The organism is Streptomyces sp. NPDC021356 (assembly GCF_040641015.1).
Classification (GTDB): domain Bacteria; phylum Actinomycetota; class Actinomycetes; order Streptomycetales; family Streptomycetaceae; genus Streptomyces.
The window spans coordinates 199076-216437 of the sequence record NZ_JBFACU010000013.1; the positions used below are offsets into that span (position 1 = coordinate 199076).

Annotated in this window: 14 protein-coding genes; 9 read left to right on the forward strand and 5 right to left on the reverse strand. The window is 70.4% G+C overall.

Going from position 1 to position 17362, the window contains the following annotated elements:
* The first annotated feature begins 237 nt into the window (after positions 1–237).
* The 4 genes from AB0G56_RS19795 to AB0G56_RS19810 all read left to right on the forward strand — a co-directional run bounded on the left by AB0G56_RS19795 (position 238) and on the right by AB0G56_RS19810 (position 5910).
* Entirely contained in the window at positions 238–432 is a 195-nt protein-coding gene (locus AB0G56_RS19795; protein ID WP_360970810.1) for a hypothetical protein, read from the forward strand.
* Positions 429–1622 carry an MFS transporter gene (locus tag AB0G56_RS19800; protein ID WP_360970812.1) on the forward strand — a complete coding sequence of 398 codons (1194 nt, stop codon included), beginning with the start codon at positions 429–431 and terminating at the stop codon, positions 1620–1622. Before AB0G56_RS19795 ends, AB0G56_RS19800 begins: the two co-directional genes overlap by 4 nt.
* Positions 1623–2396: 774 nt before the next feature.
* Positions 2397–4919 carry an SdrD B-like domain-containing protein gene (locus AB0G56_RS19805; RefSeq protein WP_360970814.1) on the forward strand — a complete coding sequence of 841 codons (2523 nt, stop codon included), beginning with the start codon at positions 2397–2399 and terminating at the stop codon, positions 4917–4919.
* Positions 4920–5220: 301 nt separating this feature from the next.
* Complete coding sequence (locus tag AB0G56_RS19810) at positions 5221–5910, forward strand: hypothetical protein (protein ID WP_360970816.1); 690 nt, start codon at positions 5221–5223, stop codon at positions 5908–5910.
* Positions 5911–5917: 7 nt separating this feature from the next.
* Here the strand turns inward: AB0G56_RS19810 and AB0G56_RS19815 are convergent, their stop codons facing one another.
* Complete coding sequence (locus AB0G56_RS19815) at positions 5918–7258, reverse strand: right-handed parallel beta-helix repeat-containing protein (protein WP_360970818.1); 1341 nt, start codon at positions 7256–7258, stop codon at positions 5918–5920.
* 86 nt (positions 7259–7344) lie between these two features.
* On the opposite strand from AB0G56_RS19815, the gene AB0G56_RS19820 reads away from it, so the two are divergent.
* Positions 7345–8502, forward strand: a complete 1158-nt coding sequence (locus AB0G56_RS19820; RefSeq protein WP_360970820.1) for a Dyp-type peroxidase — start codon at positions 7345–7347, stop codon at positions 8500–8502.
* A gap of 110 nt (positions 8503–8612) precedes the next feature.
* Here the strand turns inward: AB0G56_RS19820 and AB0G56_RS19825 are convergent, their stop codons facing one another.
* Positions 8613–9506, reverse strand: a complete 894-nt coding sequence (locus AB0G56_RS19825) for a helix-turn-helix transcriptional regulator (RefSeq protein ID WP_360970822.1) — start codon at positions 9504–9506, stop codon at positions 8613–8615.
* A gap of 96 nt (positions 9507–9602) precedes the next feature.
* Between AB0G56_RS19825 and AB0G56_RS19830 the strand changes: the two genes are divergently transcribed.
* The 3 genes from AB0G56_RS19830 to AB0G56_RS19840 all read left to right on the forward strand — a co-directional run bounded on the left by AB0G56_RS19830 (position 9603) and on the right by AB0G56_RS19840 (position 12020).
* Positions 9603–10193 (forward strand): non-oxidative hydroxyarylic acid decarboxylases subunit B, encoded by a 591-nt coding sequence (locus AB0G56_RS19830; RefSeq protein ID WP_360970824.1) that lies wholly within the window; start codon positions 9603–9605, stop codon positions 10191–10193.
* Positions 10194–10249: 56 nt separating this feature from the next.
* Positions 10250–11677 (forward strand): non-oxidative hydroxyarylic acid decarboxylases subunit C, encoded by a 1428-nt coding sequence (locus tag AB0G56_RS19835; protein WP_360970825.1) that lies wholly within the window; start codon positions 10250–10252, stop codon positions 11675–11677.
* Between the two features lie 109 nt (positions 11678–11786).
* Positions 11787–12020 (forward strand): non-oxidative hydroxyarylic acid decarboxylases subunit D, encoded by a 234-nt coding sequence (locus AB0G56_RS19840; protein ID WP_360970827.1) that lies wholly within the window; start codon positions 11787–11789, stop codon positions 12018–12020.
* A 388-nt stretch (positions 12021–12408) separates the two neighbouring features.
* On the opposite strand, the gene AB0G56_RS19845 is transcribed toward AB0G56_RS19840, so the two are convergent.
* The 3 genes from AB0G56_RS19845 to AB0G56_RS19855 all read right to left on the reverse strand — a co-directional run bounded on the left by AB0G56_RS19845 (position 12409) and on the right by AB0G56_RS19855 (position 14645).
* On the reverse strand, positions 12409–12813 hold the full coding sequence (locus AB0G56_RS19845) for a tautomerase family protein (protein WP_360970829.1): 405 nt from the start codon (positions 12811–12813) through the stop codon (positions 12409–12411).
* A 72-nt stretch (positions 12814–12885) separates the two neighbouring features.
* Positions 12886–13701, reverse strand: coding sequence for an MBL fold metallo-hydrolase (locus tag AB0G56_RS19850; RefSeq protein WP_360970830.1), 816 nt, complete (start codon positions 13699–13701; stop codon positions 12886–12888).
* Positions 13702–13910: 209 nt separating this feature from the next.
* Positions 13911–14645, reverse strand: a complete 735-nt coding sequence (locus tag AB0G56_RS19855) for a CDP-diacylglycerol diphosphatase (RefSeq protein WP_360970832.1) — start codon at positions 14643–14645, stop codon at positions 13911–13913.
* Positions 14646–15504: 859 nt separating this feature from the next.
* Between AB0G56_RS19855 and AB0G56_RS19860 the strand changes: the two genes are divergently transcribed.
* Complete coding sequence (locus AB0G56_RS19860) at positions 15505–17322, forward strand: glycoside hydrolase family 15 protein (protein ID WP_360970834.1); 1818 nt, start codon at positions 15505–15507, stop codon at positions 17320–17322.
* Positions 17323–17362: the final 40 nt, after the last annotated feature.

Genomic DNA, 17362 nt, shown 5'->3' on the forward strand with positions numbered 1-17362 from the left:
CGCCCGGCCCCGGAAGCTTTCCCGGCGGCGGCACCGGGCATGGCCCACGGCCTGGAGACAAGACCTCAAGGCCTTTCGTCCGGAGCAAGGCCGCCGAAAGGGTCCACGCCTCCCTGGTGCGCTCATGCCGACGGATTTGCGACGCAGGACCCTGGTTATCCGGGCGCCCGCCCAGTCCGGTCCGGGAGCAGACGCGGTCGAAAGGCCGCGGCGCACCGGCCGTCTGACCGGAGCTTCATGACAGCGGCGAAGAACGCCGTGGCCGAGAGCGCCGAGGTTCAGCTGGGCGAAATCCTCCAGGCCGCCCGGTTCCGGAACCCGATGGGTGCGGCAACATCCGCCGACATTCTGGCCGCCGCGACCGGGTTGGCGCTCGCCGGCATCACGATCACAGCCATTCCAGGTCGATTTCCAGCAATACTGCTCCCGTGACCGAGCCCGCCGCCGTTCCCCCGCCGACCGCCGGGCGTGCTCCGGTGTGGCTGACCCGCAACGTCAAAGTGCTGTGCGGGGTGTCCTTCCTCCAGGACGCGGCCAGCGAACTTCTCTATCCGATTCTGCCGATCTTCCTGACAGTGGTTCTCGGCGCTCCGCCGGCCGCCGTCGGTGCCATCGAGGGTGTCGCGGAAGGCGCTGCCTCCCTCACCAAGGTCGCCGCGGGCCGTCTCGCGGACCGCATCGCGCGCCGACCGCTCATCGGCGCCGGTTACGGGCTGGCCGCCATCGGCAAGCTGATCATCGCGCTCGCCTCCGCCTGGCCCTTGGTACTCATCGCCCGCGTCACCGACCGCCTCGGTAAGGGCATGCGCGGCGCACCCCGCGACGCCCTCCTCGTCGAGGGCGTCCCCAGCGGACAGCGCGGCAAGGTGTTCGGGCTGCACCGAGCCGCCGACACCGCCGGCGCGGTCGTCGGCCCGCTCGCAGGCCTGGCGTTGTACGAGGCGCTCGACCACCACCTGCGCCCCCTGTTCTGGGCCGCGGTGCTCCCAGCGGCGGCCTCGGTCGCCTTGGTCGCCGCTGTCCGCGACCCCCGGCCCCATGAAGGCAGCGCGCCCACGACGACCGCGACAACCCCCTGGCGGTCCCTGCCTCGCGCGTACTGGCGCGTCCTGGCCGTGCTGCTCGCCTTCAACCTGGTCAACTTCCCCGACGCGCTGCTCCTGTTACGCGCCCACGAGCTGGGGCTGCCCACGGCCGGGGTGGTGGGCGCGTACGCGGTGTACAACCTCGCCTACGCCGCTCTTTCCTATCCCGCCGGGGCCTTGTCCGACCGCTTGCCCCGCCCGCTGGTGTTCGCAGCCGGCCTGGTCTTCTTCGCCGCGGGTTATCTGGGCCTCGGCCTCATTCACGCGCCCTGGCTGGTCTTCGTCGTCCTGCCGCTGTACGGCGGATTCGCGGCTTGCACCGACGGCGTCGGCAAAGCCTGGATCTCCACCCTCGTTCCGGACCACCAGCAAGGCACCGCGCAGGGCCTGTATCAGGGCGCCACAGGCGCCGCCGTCCTGGCCGCCGGTCTCTGGGCCGGCCTCGCCTGGGGCATCCAAGGCCGGCTCCCCCTCCTCATCTCCGGCAGCACCGCACTCCTGCTCGCGGCCACGTTGGCTCTCCTGCGGTTCCCGTGATCGGCGTCAGCATGGAGAGGGAGCGTCTCTCTGCGGAACAAGCCGGGGAAGGCAAGCAGGGCGGCACTGCGCGTCATGGCCGATGCGGTCATGCCTCACGGCGCGTGCCGACTGACCGGTGCGCCCCCACCGGCACAGCAGACCGGCTCGACTGACGTCGGGCTGGTGGGAGAGCGGGCTTTCCACGCGGAAAACAGGGCCTCGCCTCTACTCATGGGCGCGAGCCATGGGGGAGTGGCGGGAGGGGAAGCAGCCGAAGCCGGTGGTCCGGCCGGGTCGGTCGATCGGTGCCGGCACCCGTGTTCACCGTCCTGTGCGGCGCCTCGGCAACGGCCCCATCGGCCCGCCGGTAACGCAACTACCCTGAGGGCACCGGCCATTCGGCAGATTCGGTCCCGGCGGATTCCAGGGGGTTCTGGTGGTGGCGGCGAGGCTCCAGCGCATAGAATTGTCGCGCGCTGCTCGCGATGGCGGTCGGTGCGGGTCGGTGGTGGGGGTGAGGGCGCCGTGATTGAGCTGCAAAACCAGGCCATTCAGGGCGGTTCTGCCCGGTGGTTTGAACGTGCGTTCGCTTTTCCTCGCCTCCGGTGCTTACGACTTGCCCGCAATACCCCAAAGCGATCACCACAAAGCGGTCCACACAACAGCGGTGGGCGCTTTTTCTTTTCGTGGTGTTCCTCCCGCCCCGCGTCCGTGCCCGGAGCCACGCGGCGGACGGGCAGGGCGCAGCGGGTGCGTCGTTTTCGAGACAAGAGAAGTGTGGAGTGTGATGCCATGAAACGAGTCGGCAGAGACTCGCGCCGGTCGGCCTGGAGACTTGTGGATCCGCTGGCGCGAACGAGCTTATCCGTTCTCTTACTGGCAGGCGGCGCCGTAGGGGCGGCGGCCGGACCGGCCGCGGCTTCGGCCGCCGACGGCACGCTGACGGTCGAAGTACTGCGCGACTTCTTCGGTACCGGCGTGCTCAACGCGACGATGGATGTGCCCCAGCGAGGCATGAAGGTGGAGGTCTCCGACCCTGCCGGGCACAAGGCCACCGGCGTCACGGATGCCACAGGCAAGGTCGTCGTGTCGGCCTCGACCGTGCTGAGCGGCGGCCGCTACCGCGTCGACGTCAGCGTCCCGGCGCCGTACAGCGGCCATCTGCGGGCGGCGCCCGCGTCGACGGCGGAGAACCACTTCGACAGCTTCACGTCGTTCGTGGACGTGTCGGACGGGAAGGACGCCTCGGTGGTGACGGGCGTGTGGGATCCGGCCGACTACGCGCTGCCGGACTCGCGGTACTTCGTGCCCGTCCACAACGGCGCCAACGGGACCGACAACCGGGCGTTGGTGGCGTTCGGGACGAACGTCCGGGGCACGTGTCCCACCGATGTGGCGTGCCCGGCCACACTGGCGACGCAGGACCAGGTGGGCACGACCTTCGGGCTGGCGTACGACAAGAACCGGACCCGGTTGTTCCAGAGCGCGTTCGCCCGCCGGTACGCTCCGTACGGGCCGCAGGGCGGGGGTGCCGTCTACACGGTGCCGGTCAACGGCTCGGGTGCGCCGGAGCTGTTCGCGCGGGTGCCGGACGCCACGGTGACGCGACACGACAGCGCGAACATGATCAAGGACTCCGGGTTCACCGACGCGCCGGGCAAGGAGAGCATCGGCGGCCTGGCCCTGTCGGAGGACGGCTCCACGCTGTACGCGGTGAACCTGCTGTCCCGCAGCCTGGTGAGCTTCGACGCGACCGGGGCCACCGCCGCGACGCCCAAGTCGACGGTCCCGATCCCGGACCCGGGGTGCGCGAGCCCCGAGGACTGGCGGCCGTTCGGTCTCCAGTTCCACAACAACACGCTGTACGTCGGCGGCGTGTGCAGCGCGGAGAGCACGCAGCAGCGCGCGGACCTGAAAGCCTTCGTCTCCACCTACGACGGCAAGCGGTTCACCACGGTGCTGAGCCACCCGCTCACGGACGTACGCGGCAGCGTCTTCGGTTCCGGCGACAAGGCCACCCACTGGAACCCGTGGAACACCAGCCCGGACACATGGGACGACCGGAAGGCGGGCAACGTCTTCATCGACCCGCAGCCGGAGCTGTCCTCACTCGCCTTCGGCCGCGACGGCTCCATGATCCTCGGTTTCCGCGACCGGTTCATGGACGTGCTCAGCTGGGGCGGTCTGGACCCCCGGCCGGGGAACGACACGGCGGAGAACGGCATGTCCGGTGGTGACATCACCATGGTCTGCGCCACTCCCACCGGTGAATACCAGTGGGAAGGCACCGGGAACTGCCCCAACCACGCCACCCCCGCCAACAACGGCGGCGAGGGCGCCGATGTCGTCGAGTACTTCCCGGGCGACTTCTACGCCAACGCGCACCAGGAGACCGCGCTGGGAGCGGTGGCCTACATCCCGCAGCAGCAGTGGGTCGTCAGCACGGAGTTCGACCCGGTCGTCCACGTCGCGGCCTCAGGGACCGGGTACTACGACATCACGACCGGTCAGGGCCCGGGCAACAACCCGACCGCCAACGGGTTCCAGTTCGTCAGCCAGGAACAAGGCGGGTTCGGCAAGGCCGGCGGGCTCGGTGACATCGCGTACGCGGCGGCGAACGCGCCGATCCAGATCGGCAACGTCGTGTGGTTCGACGGCGACCACAACGGGATCCAGGACCCGGGGCACGTACTGCTGCCGGGGGCGACGATCAACCTGCTGGACGCGGACGGCAAACAGGTCGCAACGACCAAGACCGATGCCGCCGGCGAGTACTACTTCGGTGGCGTCGGCGCCGAGTACCAGCTCACACCGGGTGCGAAATACACGGTCCAGTTCGACGTGTGCACCGCGGACACCAGCAAGGTGCCCGAGCAGCCCCCGGCGAGTGAGCTGAGGTTCACGCTGCCGAGGGCCGGTGCCGACCGTGCGCACGACTCCAATGTGACCCCGCCGACCACCGGACCTTTGTGCAACGGCTCCGCGCCCGTCACGGCACCGGACAAGCCGGGCGGGGTCGATCACACGATCGACGCCGGGGTGTACATCCCGAAGGCGACCCCGAGCCCGTCCCCGACCCCGACACCAACTCCGTCGCCGACCCCGTCGCCGGGCCCGGCCTCGCCGCCGGCCTCCATGCCGCCGGCCCCCGCACCGCCCGCGAACAACCCGGCCCCGGCCGGTGGCGGCTCGGGATCGCTGGCCCACACCGGTATGTCCGCGCTGCCGGAGATGATCGCCGTCGTCGGTCTGCTGGTGGGCGCGGGCCTGGCCATCGCGTTCGTGAGCCGGAAGCGCCGCGTCCAGAAACACTGAGCGAACCGAACAACAGTGATCTGCCCGCCCGTCGCCCGGATGGCGCGGTCGGGCAGGTCACGTCTCGGCCGGCCCACGAGGGCCGGCCGAGACGTCGTCTGTCACCGGACCGCCGAGTGACGCCGCGACCGCACGGCGGCGGGGCACGGGGGCGAGCGAGAGGATGCATCGAAGAGTGTCAGCGTCGAGCCGCACGCGCAGTGCGAGAAGCCGGCAGGCTCCACCAGACCGTGCGGCCAAGAGCCGCCGATGGCCGCGCCCACGCCGGGCGGCAGCCGCCGTCGGCGCAGCGGCTGCCGTGGTGGCTGCGGTAGCCGTGTTCCTGGCCGTCGGCGACGGCTCCGGCCCCACCGGTCCGCGCGCACTGACTACGGACGAGGCGAACCGGCTGGCGATCACGCGGTTCCGCAACTACGAGGCGCACGGTCGCGCGGTGACCATCACCGTGCCGGGCACCGCCGGCGGGCTGACCGTCACGGGGTCCGTCGACTACCGGGGCAAGCTCGGTTACGGCGTGGTGCGCGGCACCGGGCGCGCCACGTCCAGCGACGGGCTGATCGAGTGGACGGCCACCTCGGTGTCGGTCCACCCGATGACGAACCCCCCGGCGTACGCACCCGCGGCGCCGCCCCGCTCGGGCTGGTACCGCCGTCCGCTGCTGTCGTCCGGCAGTGCGCTGGACAGTTCGCTGACCATCGCGCTCAGTCTCGGCAGCGACCGTCCGGACAACGCCGAACTCCTGCCGCAGAACGGCGCCGCCTGGTGGGGACGGGACCAGGTGGACGGCCATGGCGTGGACGTCATGACCGGGCCGGCCGCCCGCAACCGCTCCGGTACGGCGGGCAACGTGCGTTACTGGGTCGGCTCGGACGGCACCATGTACCGGGTCCGCGTCGGCGTGGGTTCCGAGCCGCAACCCGTGGTCATCGATTTCGACACCCACGAGTACGTTCCGGTCAAGTCGGTGCCGGGAGCCACCCCGGCACCGTAGCCGCGGTTCAGGACGTCTGCACCCGTGCGTTCGAGGCGAGCAGGGACGCCGGCGGCAAGGGGATGCCCGCTGTCTTCGGCAAGGCCGGCACGGCCGGCACGACGGTGGCGCCCGTGGTGGCGGCGTGGGGGAACTGCGGCTGCGGACCAGGCGCCGTGACCTCGGTGAACGGGATGCCACCGGGCGCTGTCGGCGTCGTCCACTTGCCGGCCGGCGAGGACGACCCGGCCGGACGCGGGCAGGACGCGGTGGTCGCGAGCCGGGCGGGCACGGTGGTCCGCAGATCGTTGCCCCGCAGGCAGTTGCCCCGCCCCCGGGTGGCGGTGGGGAACGTCCAGCCGACGTCGACACCGTTGCCGGTGAACGTGTTGTCCACGATCTGGTTGCCGACCGGGGGTATGTCGGCGGTTGCGGTGATCACCAGCCCGGCGTTGCCGTTGTCGGAGACGCGGTTGCGGACGAACTGGTTGTCGCTGCCGCCGTCGATGCCGATGCCGGTGCCCCACCCGCCGTCGGCCTGCTGCGGGGTGGCCCGCTGCTGGTTGGCGGCGATCAGGTTGCCCGCGATGACAGCGCCCTGCTGCGGGAGCAGTTTCTCCTGGTGGTCCGAGTCGGTGGTGAGTCCGACCCGGTTGCCGACCAGGCGGTTGCCGACCACGTACATGTCCCCGCCGGCGTTGGTGCCTTCGTAACCGACCGCGTTGAGTTCGGCGACGTTGTCCCGCACCACGATGCGACAGGGTTTGCACTGGCCGACGTAGATCCCCGAGTCGGCCCCGCCCGACGCGTACGAGTGCTCGATGACACCGTTCTGCGCGGAGAACGCGTAGATGCCGTACAGACCGTTGCGGGTCGCGGTCACGTACGAGACCAGGAACGACTTCAGGAAGGTGACGGGCTCCTCGCCGGTGTCGTAGCCCCCGCTTCGCCCCGGCAGCCCGGCGGCCGCCTTCGCCGAGCCGGTGACCAGGACTCCGTTCTGCGTGTTGTTCTCCACGGTCAGGTTCTCCACGGCCACCCCGGGCGCCGCGACGACGACACCGTTCGGCTGCTGCAACCGTCCGTCGATGACGACCTTGTCCCGGGACACACCACGGAGAGTGACGCGCGCCGTGTCGATCCTCACCGACTCGTGGTACACCCCCGCAGAGACCAGCACCAGGTCACCGGGCCGGGCCAAGGACACCGCGGCCGAGATCGTCGGAGCATCGGCAGGTACCCGGATCGTCACCTGCGCACCGGCCGGTCGCCGGCCTTTTCCTGATCCGCCGTCACCGCCGCCGCAGCCGACCACAAGTGTCAGCGTGCCCAGTACCGCCGCCAACACGCGAAGAGCTAATCGAGGCATGATCCCAGTCTCGCACGACGTCCAATTCGTCGCCAGAATCACGAGGTTGACCGGCAGGCGCTCTTCGGGTGTGGCACTCTGCCCCCATGCACCGACCCGATCACCACCCGTCGCGCCGCACGTTCCTCGATGTCACCGGCGCCATGGTGGCCACGGGCCTCACCGCCGGGTGCACAGCGGACGCCGCGCAGCCGGGCCGGCACGCTCCTTCCGCATCGTCCATCCCCGTGACGGTTCCGGCGACGGGCCGGCACCAGGCAGGCGTCACGCTTCCCCAACCGGCCCAGCGCAACCTGCTGGCCGTGGTGGCCGACCTCGATGCCGCCGTGGCTCCCGGACCGCTACTGGCCGAACTCGGCCAGGCCATCCGCACCCTCGTCGCGGGCACCGACCGGCGGCTGCTGGGCCTGCCGCCGGGCGACCTCACCGTGACCGTCGGCGTGGGCCCCCGGCTGGTGCGCGCGGCCGGGGGTTCGCTGCCCGGCGCGATTGACCTCCCGGAATTCTCCCGCGAGCGGATCGACCCGCGAGCACGCGGCGGCGACCTGCTGATGCAGATCTGCGCCGGCGACGCGCTGCTCCTGCCGGTCGTCGCCGCCGCGCTTGTGGACCAGGCCGGTGAGCGCATCCACGAACGCTGGCGGCAGTCCGCACGCCGCGGTGCGAACGTGCCCATGGGCAACGGCCTCACCGCGCCACGCAACCCGCTCGGTTTCATCGACGGCATCGTGGGCCCGCACACGGCCGCCGAACAAGAACGCGACCTGTGGCTGGCCGGCCCCCCTGCGGTCGCCGGCGGCACCCTTGCCGTACTGCGGCGCATGGAACTCGATCTGCCCCGGTTCGCCGCCCTGTCCGTGGCCGAGCAGGAAGCGGTCTTCGGGCGGCGCCGGGCCAGCGGCGTCCCCCTCTCCGGCGGCACCCCCGCCTCGGGGCCGGAACTCGGCGCCAAGACAGCGGACGGACGCTATGTCGTCCCCGCGGACGCCCATGTGCGCAGGGCTAACCCCGCCGTGGTCGGCACCGGCCTCATGCTCCGCCGCTCCTACAGCATCGACGACCCCGCCCCGGGCCTGCTCTTCATCAGCTTCCAGAACGACCTGCGGACCTTCACCGCCACCCTCACCCACATGGACACCTCCGACGCACTGCTGTCATTCACCACCACAACCGCCAGCGCGACGTTCCTGATCCTCCCCGGCTTCGACCGACAACACCCCCTCGGCTCCCAGCTGTTCCGCTGAACACGCCGCGCCTGGGGCTACGACCTGATCAGGCGGCCGACTCGCGGCGGCTCGGACCAGGAAGGAGGGGGAGGAGCAGGCCTCCCAGTGGCCATCGAGATCGACGGCCGCTACCCGCCCCGTGCCGTCCGGCGGAAGGCCGTCGGTGTCGTTCCGGTGCGCTGCCGGAAGAACTTGGTGAAGTCACCGGCCCCGGCGAACCCTAGTTGCTCGGCCACCGCGCCGACAGGGAGCCCGCCGTGGGCCAGCTCCCGCTTGGCCTCCAGAACCACCCGTTCATCGACATAACGCTTCGCCGACATCCCGGTGGCCGCCTCCGTGGCCCGGGTGAGGGTGCGCCGGCTGTAACCGAGAGCGGCGGCGTAGTCCTCCACCCGCCGGGTGACGGTGAAGTCCCGCTCGACTGCCGTGTGGAAGCGGCGGAACGCCTCGCTCGGCACCGGCCTGCCGGGTTCGGCTGTGTAGGCCGCCGTCAGCCGTTCCACCAGCACTGCCAGCAGGTGCCGCAACACCCTGAGATGCGCTTCCAGCGCCAGCTCCGACGCGGCGTCGTACTCGTACCGAAGGTGGTCCAGAGCCCTCCGCAGCCCCTCGGCCACCGGGCCGGCCGGGCTGAGCGGGCCCCACGCGAAGGGCGGGTCGGCGACGGTTGCGGCGGTGGTCGCCGCGTCCGGGAAGCCGGGCGGGAAGGCGACCACCACGCCGTCCGCCTCGGGCAGGTCCGGGCCCCAGCGCTGCACCTGTCCCGGCCGGATCCACAGCCAGTCGCCCGCCGCCGGCTCGTACGTCGTGAAGTCCACGGAGACGGTGAGCCGGCCGGTGCGTACAGCGACGAGCTGGTGGAAGGCCGGCCGCAGGGGAGCGTATGGATCGTTGCCGTGCCGCAGCGCGCGCTCGGCCAGCCCCGCCAGATCCATCAGCTCCAGACCGGGCGGCGACCCGGCCGTGTGCCGGAACACCAGCTCCCGGATCACCGGTGAGGAAGACTGTCCGTTTTTGCCCATCGTGAGTCCCGAGCTTACCGCCGTGTGCCGTGGCCGCGCTCCTAGGGTGAAGACGTCGGCGCAGGTCAGCGCCGCAGGGGCGAAAGGTGCCGTTGTATGAGACTGATCGTGGGGATCACGGGTGCCACGGGTGCCGTCCTCGGTGTCCGTTTCCTTCGGACACTGGCCGAGCTTCCGGAGGTGGAGACGCATCTCGTCCTCAGCCGGTGGGCACGCACCACGATCGAACTCGAGACCGGCCTGTCCGCGGACTCGGTCGGCGACCTGGCCGACGTCGTGCACCGCCCGGAGGACCAGGGAGCCGTCATCTCCTCCGGTTCCTTCCGCACCGACGGCATGGTGATCGTGCCGTGCTCGATGAAGACGCTCGCCGGCATCCGCGCCGGCTACGCCGACGGACTGGTGGGCCGGGCCGCGGACGTCGTCCTCAAGGAGCACCGCCCGCTCGTGCTGGTGCCCCGGGAGACACCGCTGAGCGAGATCCACCTGGAGAACATGCTCGCGCTGTCCCGGATGGGCGTCCGGATGGTGCCGCCCATGCCCGCCTTCTACAACCATCCGCGGACCGTGGACGACATCGTCGACCACCTCGTCGCGCGCCTCCTCGACCAGTTCGACCTGCCCGCCCCGGCCGCCAAGCGGTGGGAGGGCATGCGGGCCGCCCGGGCCCTGCGGCCGGCGTCCTGACGCACACCACGGTCGGCTCCCGTCCCGCTTCCACAGCAACCTGTCACGGAGTACCCATGCCCTACGACGATTTCCGCTCCTTCCTCGACACCCTCGACCAGGAGGGGCAACTGCTACGTGTCACCGAGGAAGTCCTGCCCGAACCCGATCTGGCCGCCGCCGCCAACGCCACCGGCCGGATCGGAGAAGGCGCCCCCGCCCTCTGGTTCGACAATGTCAAGGGCTTCACCGACGCCCGCATCGCCCTCAACGTGCACGGCTCCTGGGCCAACCACGCGCTCGCCCTCGGCATGCCCAAGCACACCCCGGTCAAGGAGCAGGTGGCCGAGTTCGCCCGGCGCTGGGACGCCTTCCCCGTGCCGCCCGAACGACGCGAGGACGCGCCGTGGCGCGCCAACAGCCAAGAGGGCGACGACGTCGACCTCTTCTCCGTGCTGCCCCTGTTCCGTCTCAACGACGGCGACGGAGGCTTCTACCTCGACAAGGCCGCCGTGGTCTCGCGCGACCCCGACGACCCCGAGAGCTTCGACAAGCAGAACGTCGGCACGTACCGCCTGGAGGTCGTCGGCCGCAACCGGCTGGCCATCCAGCCCGTCCCCGTCCACGACGTCGCCCTGCACCTGCGCAAGGCCGAGGAGCGGGGTGAGGACCTGCCCATCGCCATCACCCTCGGCAACGACCCGGTGATGGCGATCGTGGCCGGCATGCCGATGCGCTACGACCAGAGCGAGTACGAGATGGCGGGCGCCCTGCGCGGCGCGCCCGCGCCGATCGCCACCGCCCCGCTCACCGGCTTCGACGTGCCCTGGGGCTCGGAGGTCGTGATCGAGGGCGTCGTGGAGAGTCGCAAGCGCCAGATCGAGGGGCCCTTCGGAGAATTCACAGGACACTACTCCGGTGGCCGCCGGATGCCCGTGATCCGTGTCGACCGGGTCTCCTACCGCACCCGCCCGGTCTTCGAGTCGCTCTACCTGGGCATGCCGTGGACCGAGTGCGACTACCTGGTGGGGCCCAACACCTGTGTCCCGCTGCTGAAGCAACTGCGCGCCGAGTTCCCCGAGGTCCAGGCCGTCAACGCCATGTACACGCACGGCCTGCTGGCGATCATCTCCACCGAGAAGCGCTACGGCGGTTTCGCCAAGGCGGTCGCGATGCGCGCCATGACGACCCCGCACGGACTGGGGTACATCACCACGGTCATCGTGGTCGACGAGGACGTCGACCCCTTCGACCTGCCCCAGGTCATGTGGGCGGTGTCCGCGAAGGTCAACCCGTCCGGCGACGTGCTGATCATGCCCAACCTGCCGGTCGTCGAACTGGCACCCGCCGCGCAACCCGCCGGCATCACCAGCAAGATGATCATCGACGCCACCACCCCGGTCTCCCCGGACGTACGCGGCAACTTCTCGACGCCGGCGAAGGACCTGCCCGAGACGCGCGACTGGGTGACCAGGATCCAGGGCCTCATGGCCGCACGCGGCTGAGCCACCTGGCGCCCCAGCGCCCACCCGCGCCCACCCGCGCCCTCCGCGCACCCGACACCCCGACACCCCGACACCCCGACACCCGACCTCCGAGAAGGAGAGAGACCGCATGACCGAGTGCCCCCGCTGCGCCTTCGGGACCATCGAGACGCTGCACTCCTCGCCCGTCCCCGGCGTCTGGGACGTCTTGCAGTGCCGACGCTGCCTGTACACCTGGCGCACCACCGAACCCGCCCGCCGCACCCGACGCGAGGCCTACCCCGAGCAGTTCCGGCTGACCCCCGAGGACATCGAGGCCGCCTCCGAGGTCCCGACGGTGCCGCCGCTGCGCACTGTGGCCTGAGAGGCGTACGGCAGACGTCTGCCCGGCCCGGCAACGGGTGCGCCATGAACACCACGTGTCAGTAGGGATCTTCGTGATCGTGACCGAGGGCCTCGCCCGGGCCTGCCTCCTGGTCCAGGTCCAGGGCCCTGCCCGGTGGTACCTCGGCCGCGGACGCCCGCCGCCCGCCCGCACACCTGGGCTGGTGCGCGGGCGGGCGGTCTGCTGAAGATCTGGCACATCATCTACGACACCCGCGGACCAGGTCCAGGCGGTGGCCAAGATGGCCGAGGAGCGCGGCGCGGGGTATGTCGACATCACCGACGGCACCCTCTCCAACCCCTACGACACGCTGCCGGCCGACAGTTACTGGACGGCCGAGCAGGGCGCGGTCGAGGGCGGATGGTTTTCAGGGGCTGGGGACGCGCAAGGAGCCCTCGGTGTATTGAGCGCGCCCGAAGCCGAACGACCAGTCCTGAGGCCCGTTTTCGACGATGCCGATGAAGACGTCCTCGCCTCCGACGCCGAGGGGTTCCAGTTGCTCGGCGATGGCCTCGAAGACGCGTTGCCTGACCTCGGTGGTGCGTCCCGACTGGGTGAAGATCTGGATCATCACCAGCCGGTCGGTCCGTGCGAAACCGAGGCCGGCATCGAGGGCGATGACGTGATCCGCGTCGTGCTCGGTGACGACCTGGAACCTGTCCCGCTCGGGGATGCCCAGCACGCTCACGAGCGCCCGGTGCGTCGCGTCGGCGATCGCCCTCAGTTCGTCGGGACGGCGTCCGCGGATGAGATCGATCCGTACGAAAGGCATGTGCGTCGTTCCTTGCCTGTCTGTTGCTGACTCTGCTCGTCCGGTGCTGACCCCGTCTGCGGCGCGGGGCGCTCAGCGGGCCAGATGCACCCATGTCCCATGGGCCGCGACGCGCAGCACCGAGGACAGGCCGGCCTCCCGGAAGGCCAGATCGATCTCCGGCAGCCCTTCGGAGAAGTGGGCCCAGGCGTCGTAGTGGGCCGGGATGACGGCGTTCGCGCCGAGGACGGCAGCCGCGGCAGCGGCGGCGCGGCTGTCCAGGGACAGGGGTCGGCCGTCGAACTTCGCGGGGACGCGTGCCGCCCCGGCGTGCAGGACGGCCGCGTCGATGTCCGGCACCCGGCGGGAGATCTCCGCGACAGTGCGGATCGAAGCGTTGTCGCCGCTGACATAGACGGTGGGAAGGCCCTCCCCGGACAGCACGAATCCGGTGACTTCGCAGTTGACGTTCCCGTCGCCGTCGCGCTCGCCGTCCTCGGGGCCGTGGACCGCGGGGACCGCCAGCACGGTCAGATCGCCGCCGCCGTCCGCGCGGGGCACACGGTGGCCGGCCCACGGTGCCAGGCCGACGGCCGGTGATCCCAGCCGTCCGGCGGCCAGGGGGCCGGTGAGCACCAGCGGGGCGGCCTTCGCGAACGCGCGGCCGCGCTCGTCGAGGTTGTCCGGATGCGAGTCGTGGCTGACGAGAACGAGGTCGACCGGTCCCACGCCGTCCTCGTCGACGGCAGGACGGGCCGTCTTGGTGAGGTACCCGTGCGGGCCCGCGTCGTCGAAGGTCGGATCACTGACGATACGCAGTCCGCCGAGGTCGATCACGGCCGTGGGACCGCCCAGGACGGTGATCGCGGACTCTTGCCGGGCCAGACCCGCGCCGAGGATTTCGCTCATGCCATCGACGCTAACGACTTCCCACTCCCGGCGGAAATGCCTGTGGTGAGGTGTCTATGTGTGTCAGGCATAGACGCACGGGCGAGCGGTTCACACCGTGCCCCACGCGACATGGCAAGCCACGGGCTGCGGTCTTGGAGGGCGTCCGCAGGGTCTGCACGGTGCGGTCGGGGCGGTCGGAGTCGGCCCGAGCAGCGGGAGCACCTGAATTACTTGCAGATGAGGACGCTGTCGCAGTAACCGATTCCCTTGGGGGCAGGCGCGGTGTGGGGGAGGTCTTTCCGGCTGTTCAGAATGTAATACCCGTCGGCCGGTCCGGCTCCCGCCCCGATGACAATCATCGTTTGCTCGCCCATCTGTTCGTGTGTGGGGGTGACGACAGATTCGTACAGCGCATTGAAGAGGTTGTACTGCTGGAAGCTGTCGACGTGGACCACGCGGTAGCTCCGCGGGTCCGGCTGCGGTGGATTCTTCTCCTCGTCCACGCCGGTGACCGTGGTCAACCGGTTGGGCCAGCTCTTCAGATCCCCGGCGACCGTGCCCGCTTGACGGGCTTTGTCGAGCTCGGCTTTCACCCCTTGGCGTACGGCGGACATGTGGATGTGCAACTGGTCGTGGGAGCGGGACCCGGCCGCGTTGATCCCCAGTCCGACAGTCCCCCATCGCGGTTTTGAGAACCAGTAGTCGGATCGCTCCACGGCTGTCTGCCAGTAGTTGTTTCTGGCGAACGCGCCGGATATGAGGGCCGGGCACTCGATCCCTCTGATGCGGTCGGTGGGAACGAGGAGATATCCCTTTTTCCCTTTGGACACCAGCCAGAAGGTGCCGACCGGCCTCTCTTGGCACTCCCAAGCCATCTTCCACAGAGAGTCCGGGTCGCCGGGGTCTCCGCACAGGACGTCGGACGGTGCGGTGAGGGTGTTCTTCCCGTGCTCGCCGGTCATGGCAGCACCTTTCAGGGTGATCGAGCGGTCAGTGGCGTGCCCGGCGGGGAGCGTCCTCGGGCCGGTACTGTTCAGAGGGGTCAAGGCATCCGCTGCCGGCCCGGTCGAAGGGACTTCGCGGGTTGCCGGCGCTGCCGGGCCGCTGTGGCCGGGCGCTGGTGCAGGCGGCATCGTGCAGCCTCGGGAGCGCGACTCACTCCCTCAGGGCTTGACTTCGAGCCGTACCACCACCGTGTCACCAACTCCGAGGCAGCGCATCTGCTGTTGCGACGACCGTCCGCAGGTGGGGTCGAGCGAGGACGCCGCCGCGGCGTGAGGCCGCCGCTGGTGGAACCAGCAGGGCACCCAGGAGTGCCAGGTGACGCCGACCCCGGGCGTGCTGCCGGATCGCGTAGACGGCCTCCTGCCGGAACCGGTCAGGAAACTGAAAGAAGACCTTGTGCCATCTGACACCTCGACGCCGACGATCCACTGCCGTGTCGCGAAGTCGTCCAGCAGGCAAAGCGATTCGTCTGTTCGGCAAGTCTGGTCGGCGGCCACCGCCACCGCGGGTCTTCCGGCCTTACCCCCGTGCCGCCGGCCCCACCAAGACCGTGTGTGTGGCCCGGCGGCCCGCCGCGGCGGATGCGCCCGCGCGGAACCGGGCCGCCACTCGGCGGAACCGCGACTCCTCCTCCTCCGCGCCCCGGCGTGTAGGCGGTACTGCAAGCGTCTCCTGACGACGTCGACGACGTCGACGACATCGGCGGCGGCGGGTGGTGTCGGCGGTGGCATCCCTCGCTCCTGGTGCCGCATCCCATGGCAGCCGTGCCGCGCAGGGCGGACAGTGGAAGCAGGGGCCCAGAGAAGCGAGATGATCATGGACCGTTACCCGCCCATCGCCGACCACGGCCTCGTCGGCGACCTGCAGACCGCCGCTCTGGTCTCCTCCCGTGGGGTCGTCGACTGGTTCGCTGCTCCCCGGTTCGACTCGCCCAGTGTCTTCGCCGCCCTGCTCGACCACGACCGCGGGGGCCACTTCCTGTTCGCGCCGGAGAACGAGACCACCACCTGCAAGCAGCTGTATTACCCCGACACGGCAGTGCTGGTCACGCGTTTCATGTCGCCGGACGGTGTCGGTGAAGTCTTCGACTGCATGCCACCGGATCGCACCGGCACTCCCACCGACGAGCATGTGCTGATACGCGGTGTGCGGGCGGTGCGCGGCACGGTGCGCTTCGCTCTGGAGTGCCGTCCGCGCTTCGACTACGGCCGGGCCACGCACCGTCTCGACCTGCGTGACGGCACCGCCACGTTCCGGGCACCGGACGTCGCCGCCCACCTGCAAGGCACCTTCCCCCTCCAGCGCGACGGCACGGACGTGCGGGGTACGGTGACCTTGAGAGCGGGCGAGGTGGCCGCAGCGGTCTTCACCGTCGGCGGGGCCGATCTCGCAACCCCACCGCCGCTCACCCCGGACCGGGCGATGGAGCGCTTCTGGGAGGTCGTGGACTTCTGGCAGCGCTGGGTGCGCTCCTCCCGGTACCACGGCCGCTGGCCGGGTGTGGTGCACCGCTCGGCGATCACGCTCAAACTGCTCACCTACGCACCCACAGGCGCTCCGGTCGCCGCGGCCACCATGGGGCTGCCCGAGCAGATCGGGGGCGAACGCAACTGGGACTACCGCTACACGTGGGTCCGGGACGGCTCCCTGTCCGTGCGTGCCCTGCTCGACCTGGGGTTCGCCGAGGAGGCGGCCCAGTTCACCCGCTGGATGGGCGATCGCCTCCAGGCCCGGGAGGGCGTGGACGGCGAGCCGCTGCAGATCATGTACCGCGTCGACGGGGACCCCCAGGTGCCGGAAGAGATCCTCTCGCACTTCGAGGGCTATCAGGGTTCGTATCCGGTGCGGCTGGGGAACGCCGCGGCCGATCAGCTGCAACTGGACATCTACGGGGAGGCGCTCTACGCCTTGTCGGAGGGACACGATGTGGCACAGGGAGGCAGCTACCACGGCTGGAAGAACCTGGCGCGGACGCTGGACCGGCTGGCCGATTCCTGGGACCGCCCCGACGAAGGCATCTGGGAGACACGTGGTGGGCGCCAGGACTTCACCTTCAGCCGGGTGATGGAATGGACGGCCTTCGACCGGGGGTTGCGCCTGGCGAGAGAGCAGAGCCGTCCCGCCGACGTGCCGAGGTGGACCGCCGCTCGTGACGCGATCCTCGAACAGGTGATGGAGCGGGGCTGGAACGAGAAGCAGCAGGCCCTCGTGCAGCACTACGGGAGCGAGGTCCTGGACGCTTCGCTGCTGCTCATCCCACGGGTCGGGTTCCTGGCGCCCCGGACGGCCAGCTGGCTGTCGACCCTGGACGCGATGGAACGCACGCTGGTGTCGGACAGCCTCGTCTACCGCTACGACCCCACGGCCTCCCCGGACGGGCTCCGGGGCTCCGAGGGCACCTTCAGCCTCTGCACCTTCCTCTATGTGGACGCCCTCGCCCTCGCCGGCCGGACGCGTCCGGCGCGCTACGCCTTCGAGAAGATGCAGACCTACGCCAACCACGTCGGCCTGTTCGCCGAGGAGATCGGTCCCAGCGGCGAGCAGTTGGGCAACTTCCCGCAGGCTTTCACGCACCTGTCGCTGATCATGGCCGCCACCACCTTGGACGACGCCCTCGATCAGCAGCGGGACTGAGACCGGGCAATCCGTACGCCGCGCAGGGCCGCCGAGCGGT

Excerpts from the sequence above, each read along its gene's own strand:
- AB0G56_RS19795 (WP_360970810.1), top strand. The coding sequence starts at position 238 with ATGACAGCGGCGAAGAACGCCGTGGCCGAGAGCGCCGAGGTTCAGCTG.
- AB0G56_RS19805 (WP_360970814.1), top strand. The coding sequence starts at position 2,397 with ATGAAACGAGTCGGCAGAGACTCGCGCCGGTCGGCCTGGAGACTTGTG.
- AB0G56_RS19815 (WP_360970818.1), bottom strand. The coding sequence starts at position 7,258 with ATGCCTCGATTAGCTCTTCGCGTGTTGGCGGCGGTACTGGGCACGCTG.
- AB0G56_RS19820 (WP_360970820.1), top strand. The coding sequence starts at position 7,345 with ATGCACCGACCCGATCACCACCCGTCGCGCCGCACGTTCCTCGATGTC.
- AB0G56_RS19825 (WP_360970822.1), bottom strand. The coding sequence starts at position 9,506 with ATGGGCAAAAACGGACAGTCTTCCTCACCGGTGATCCGGGAGCTGGTG.
- AB0G56_RS19830 (WP_360970824.1), top strand. The coding sequence starts at position 9,603 with ATGAGACTGATCGTGGGGATCACGGGTGCCACGGGTGCCGTCCTCGGT.
- AB0G56_RS19835 (WP_360970825.1), top strand. The coding sequence starts at position 10,250 with ATGCCCTACGACGATTTCCGCTCCTTCCTCGACACCCTCGACCAGGAG.
- AB0G56_RS19840 (WP_360970827.1), top strand. The coding sequence starts at position 11,787 with ATGACCGAGTGCCCCCGCTGCGCCTTCGGGACCATCGAGACGCTGCAC.
- AB0G56_RS19845 (WP_360970829.1), bottom strand. The coding sequence starts at position 12,813 with ATGCCTTTCGTACGGATCGATCTCATCCGCGGACGCCGTCCCGACGAA.
- AB0G56_RS19850 (WP_360970830.1), bottom strand. The coding sequence starts at position 13,701 with ATGAGCGAAATCCTCGGCGCGGGTCTGGCCCGGCAAGAGTCCGCGATC.
- AB0G56_RS19855 (WP_360970832.1), bottom strand. The coding sequence starts at position 14,645 with ATGACCGGCGAGCACGGGAAGAACACCCTCACCGCACCGTCCGACGTC.
- AB0G56_RS19860 (WP_360970834.1), top strand. The coding sequence starts at position 15,505 with ATGGACCGTTACCCGCCCATCGCCGACCACGGCCTCGTCGGCGACCTG.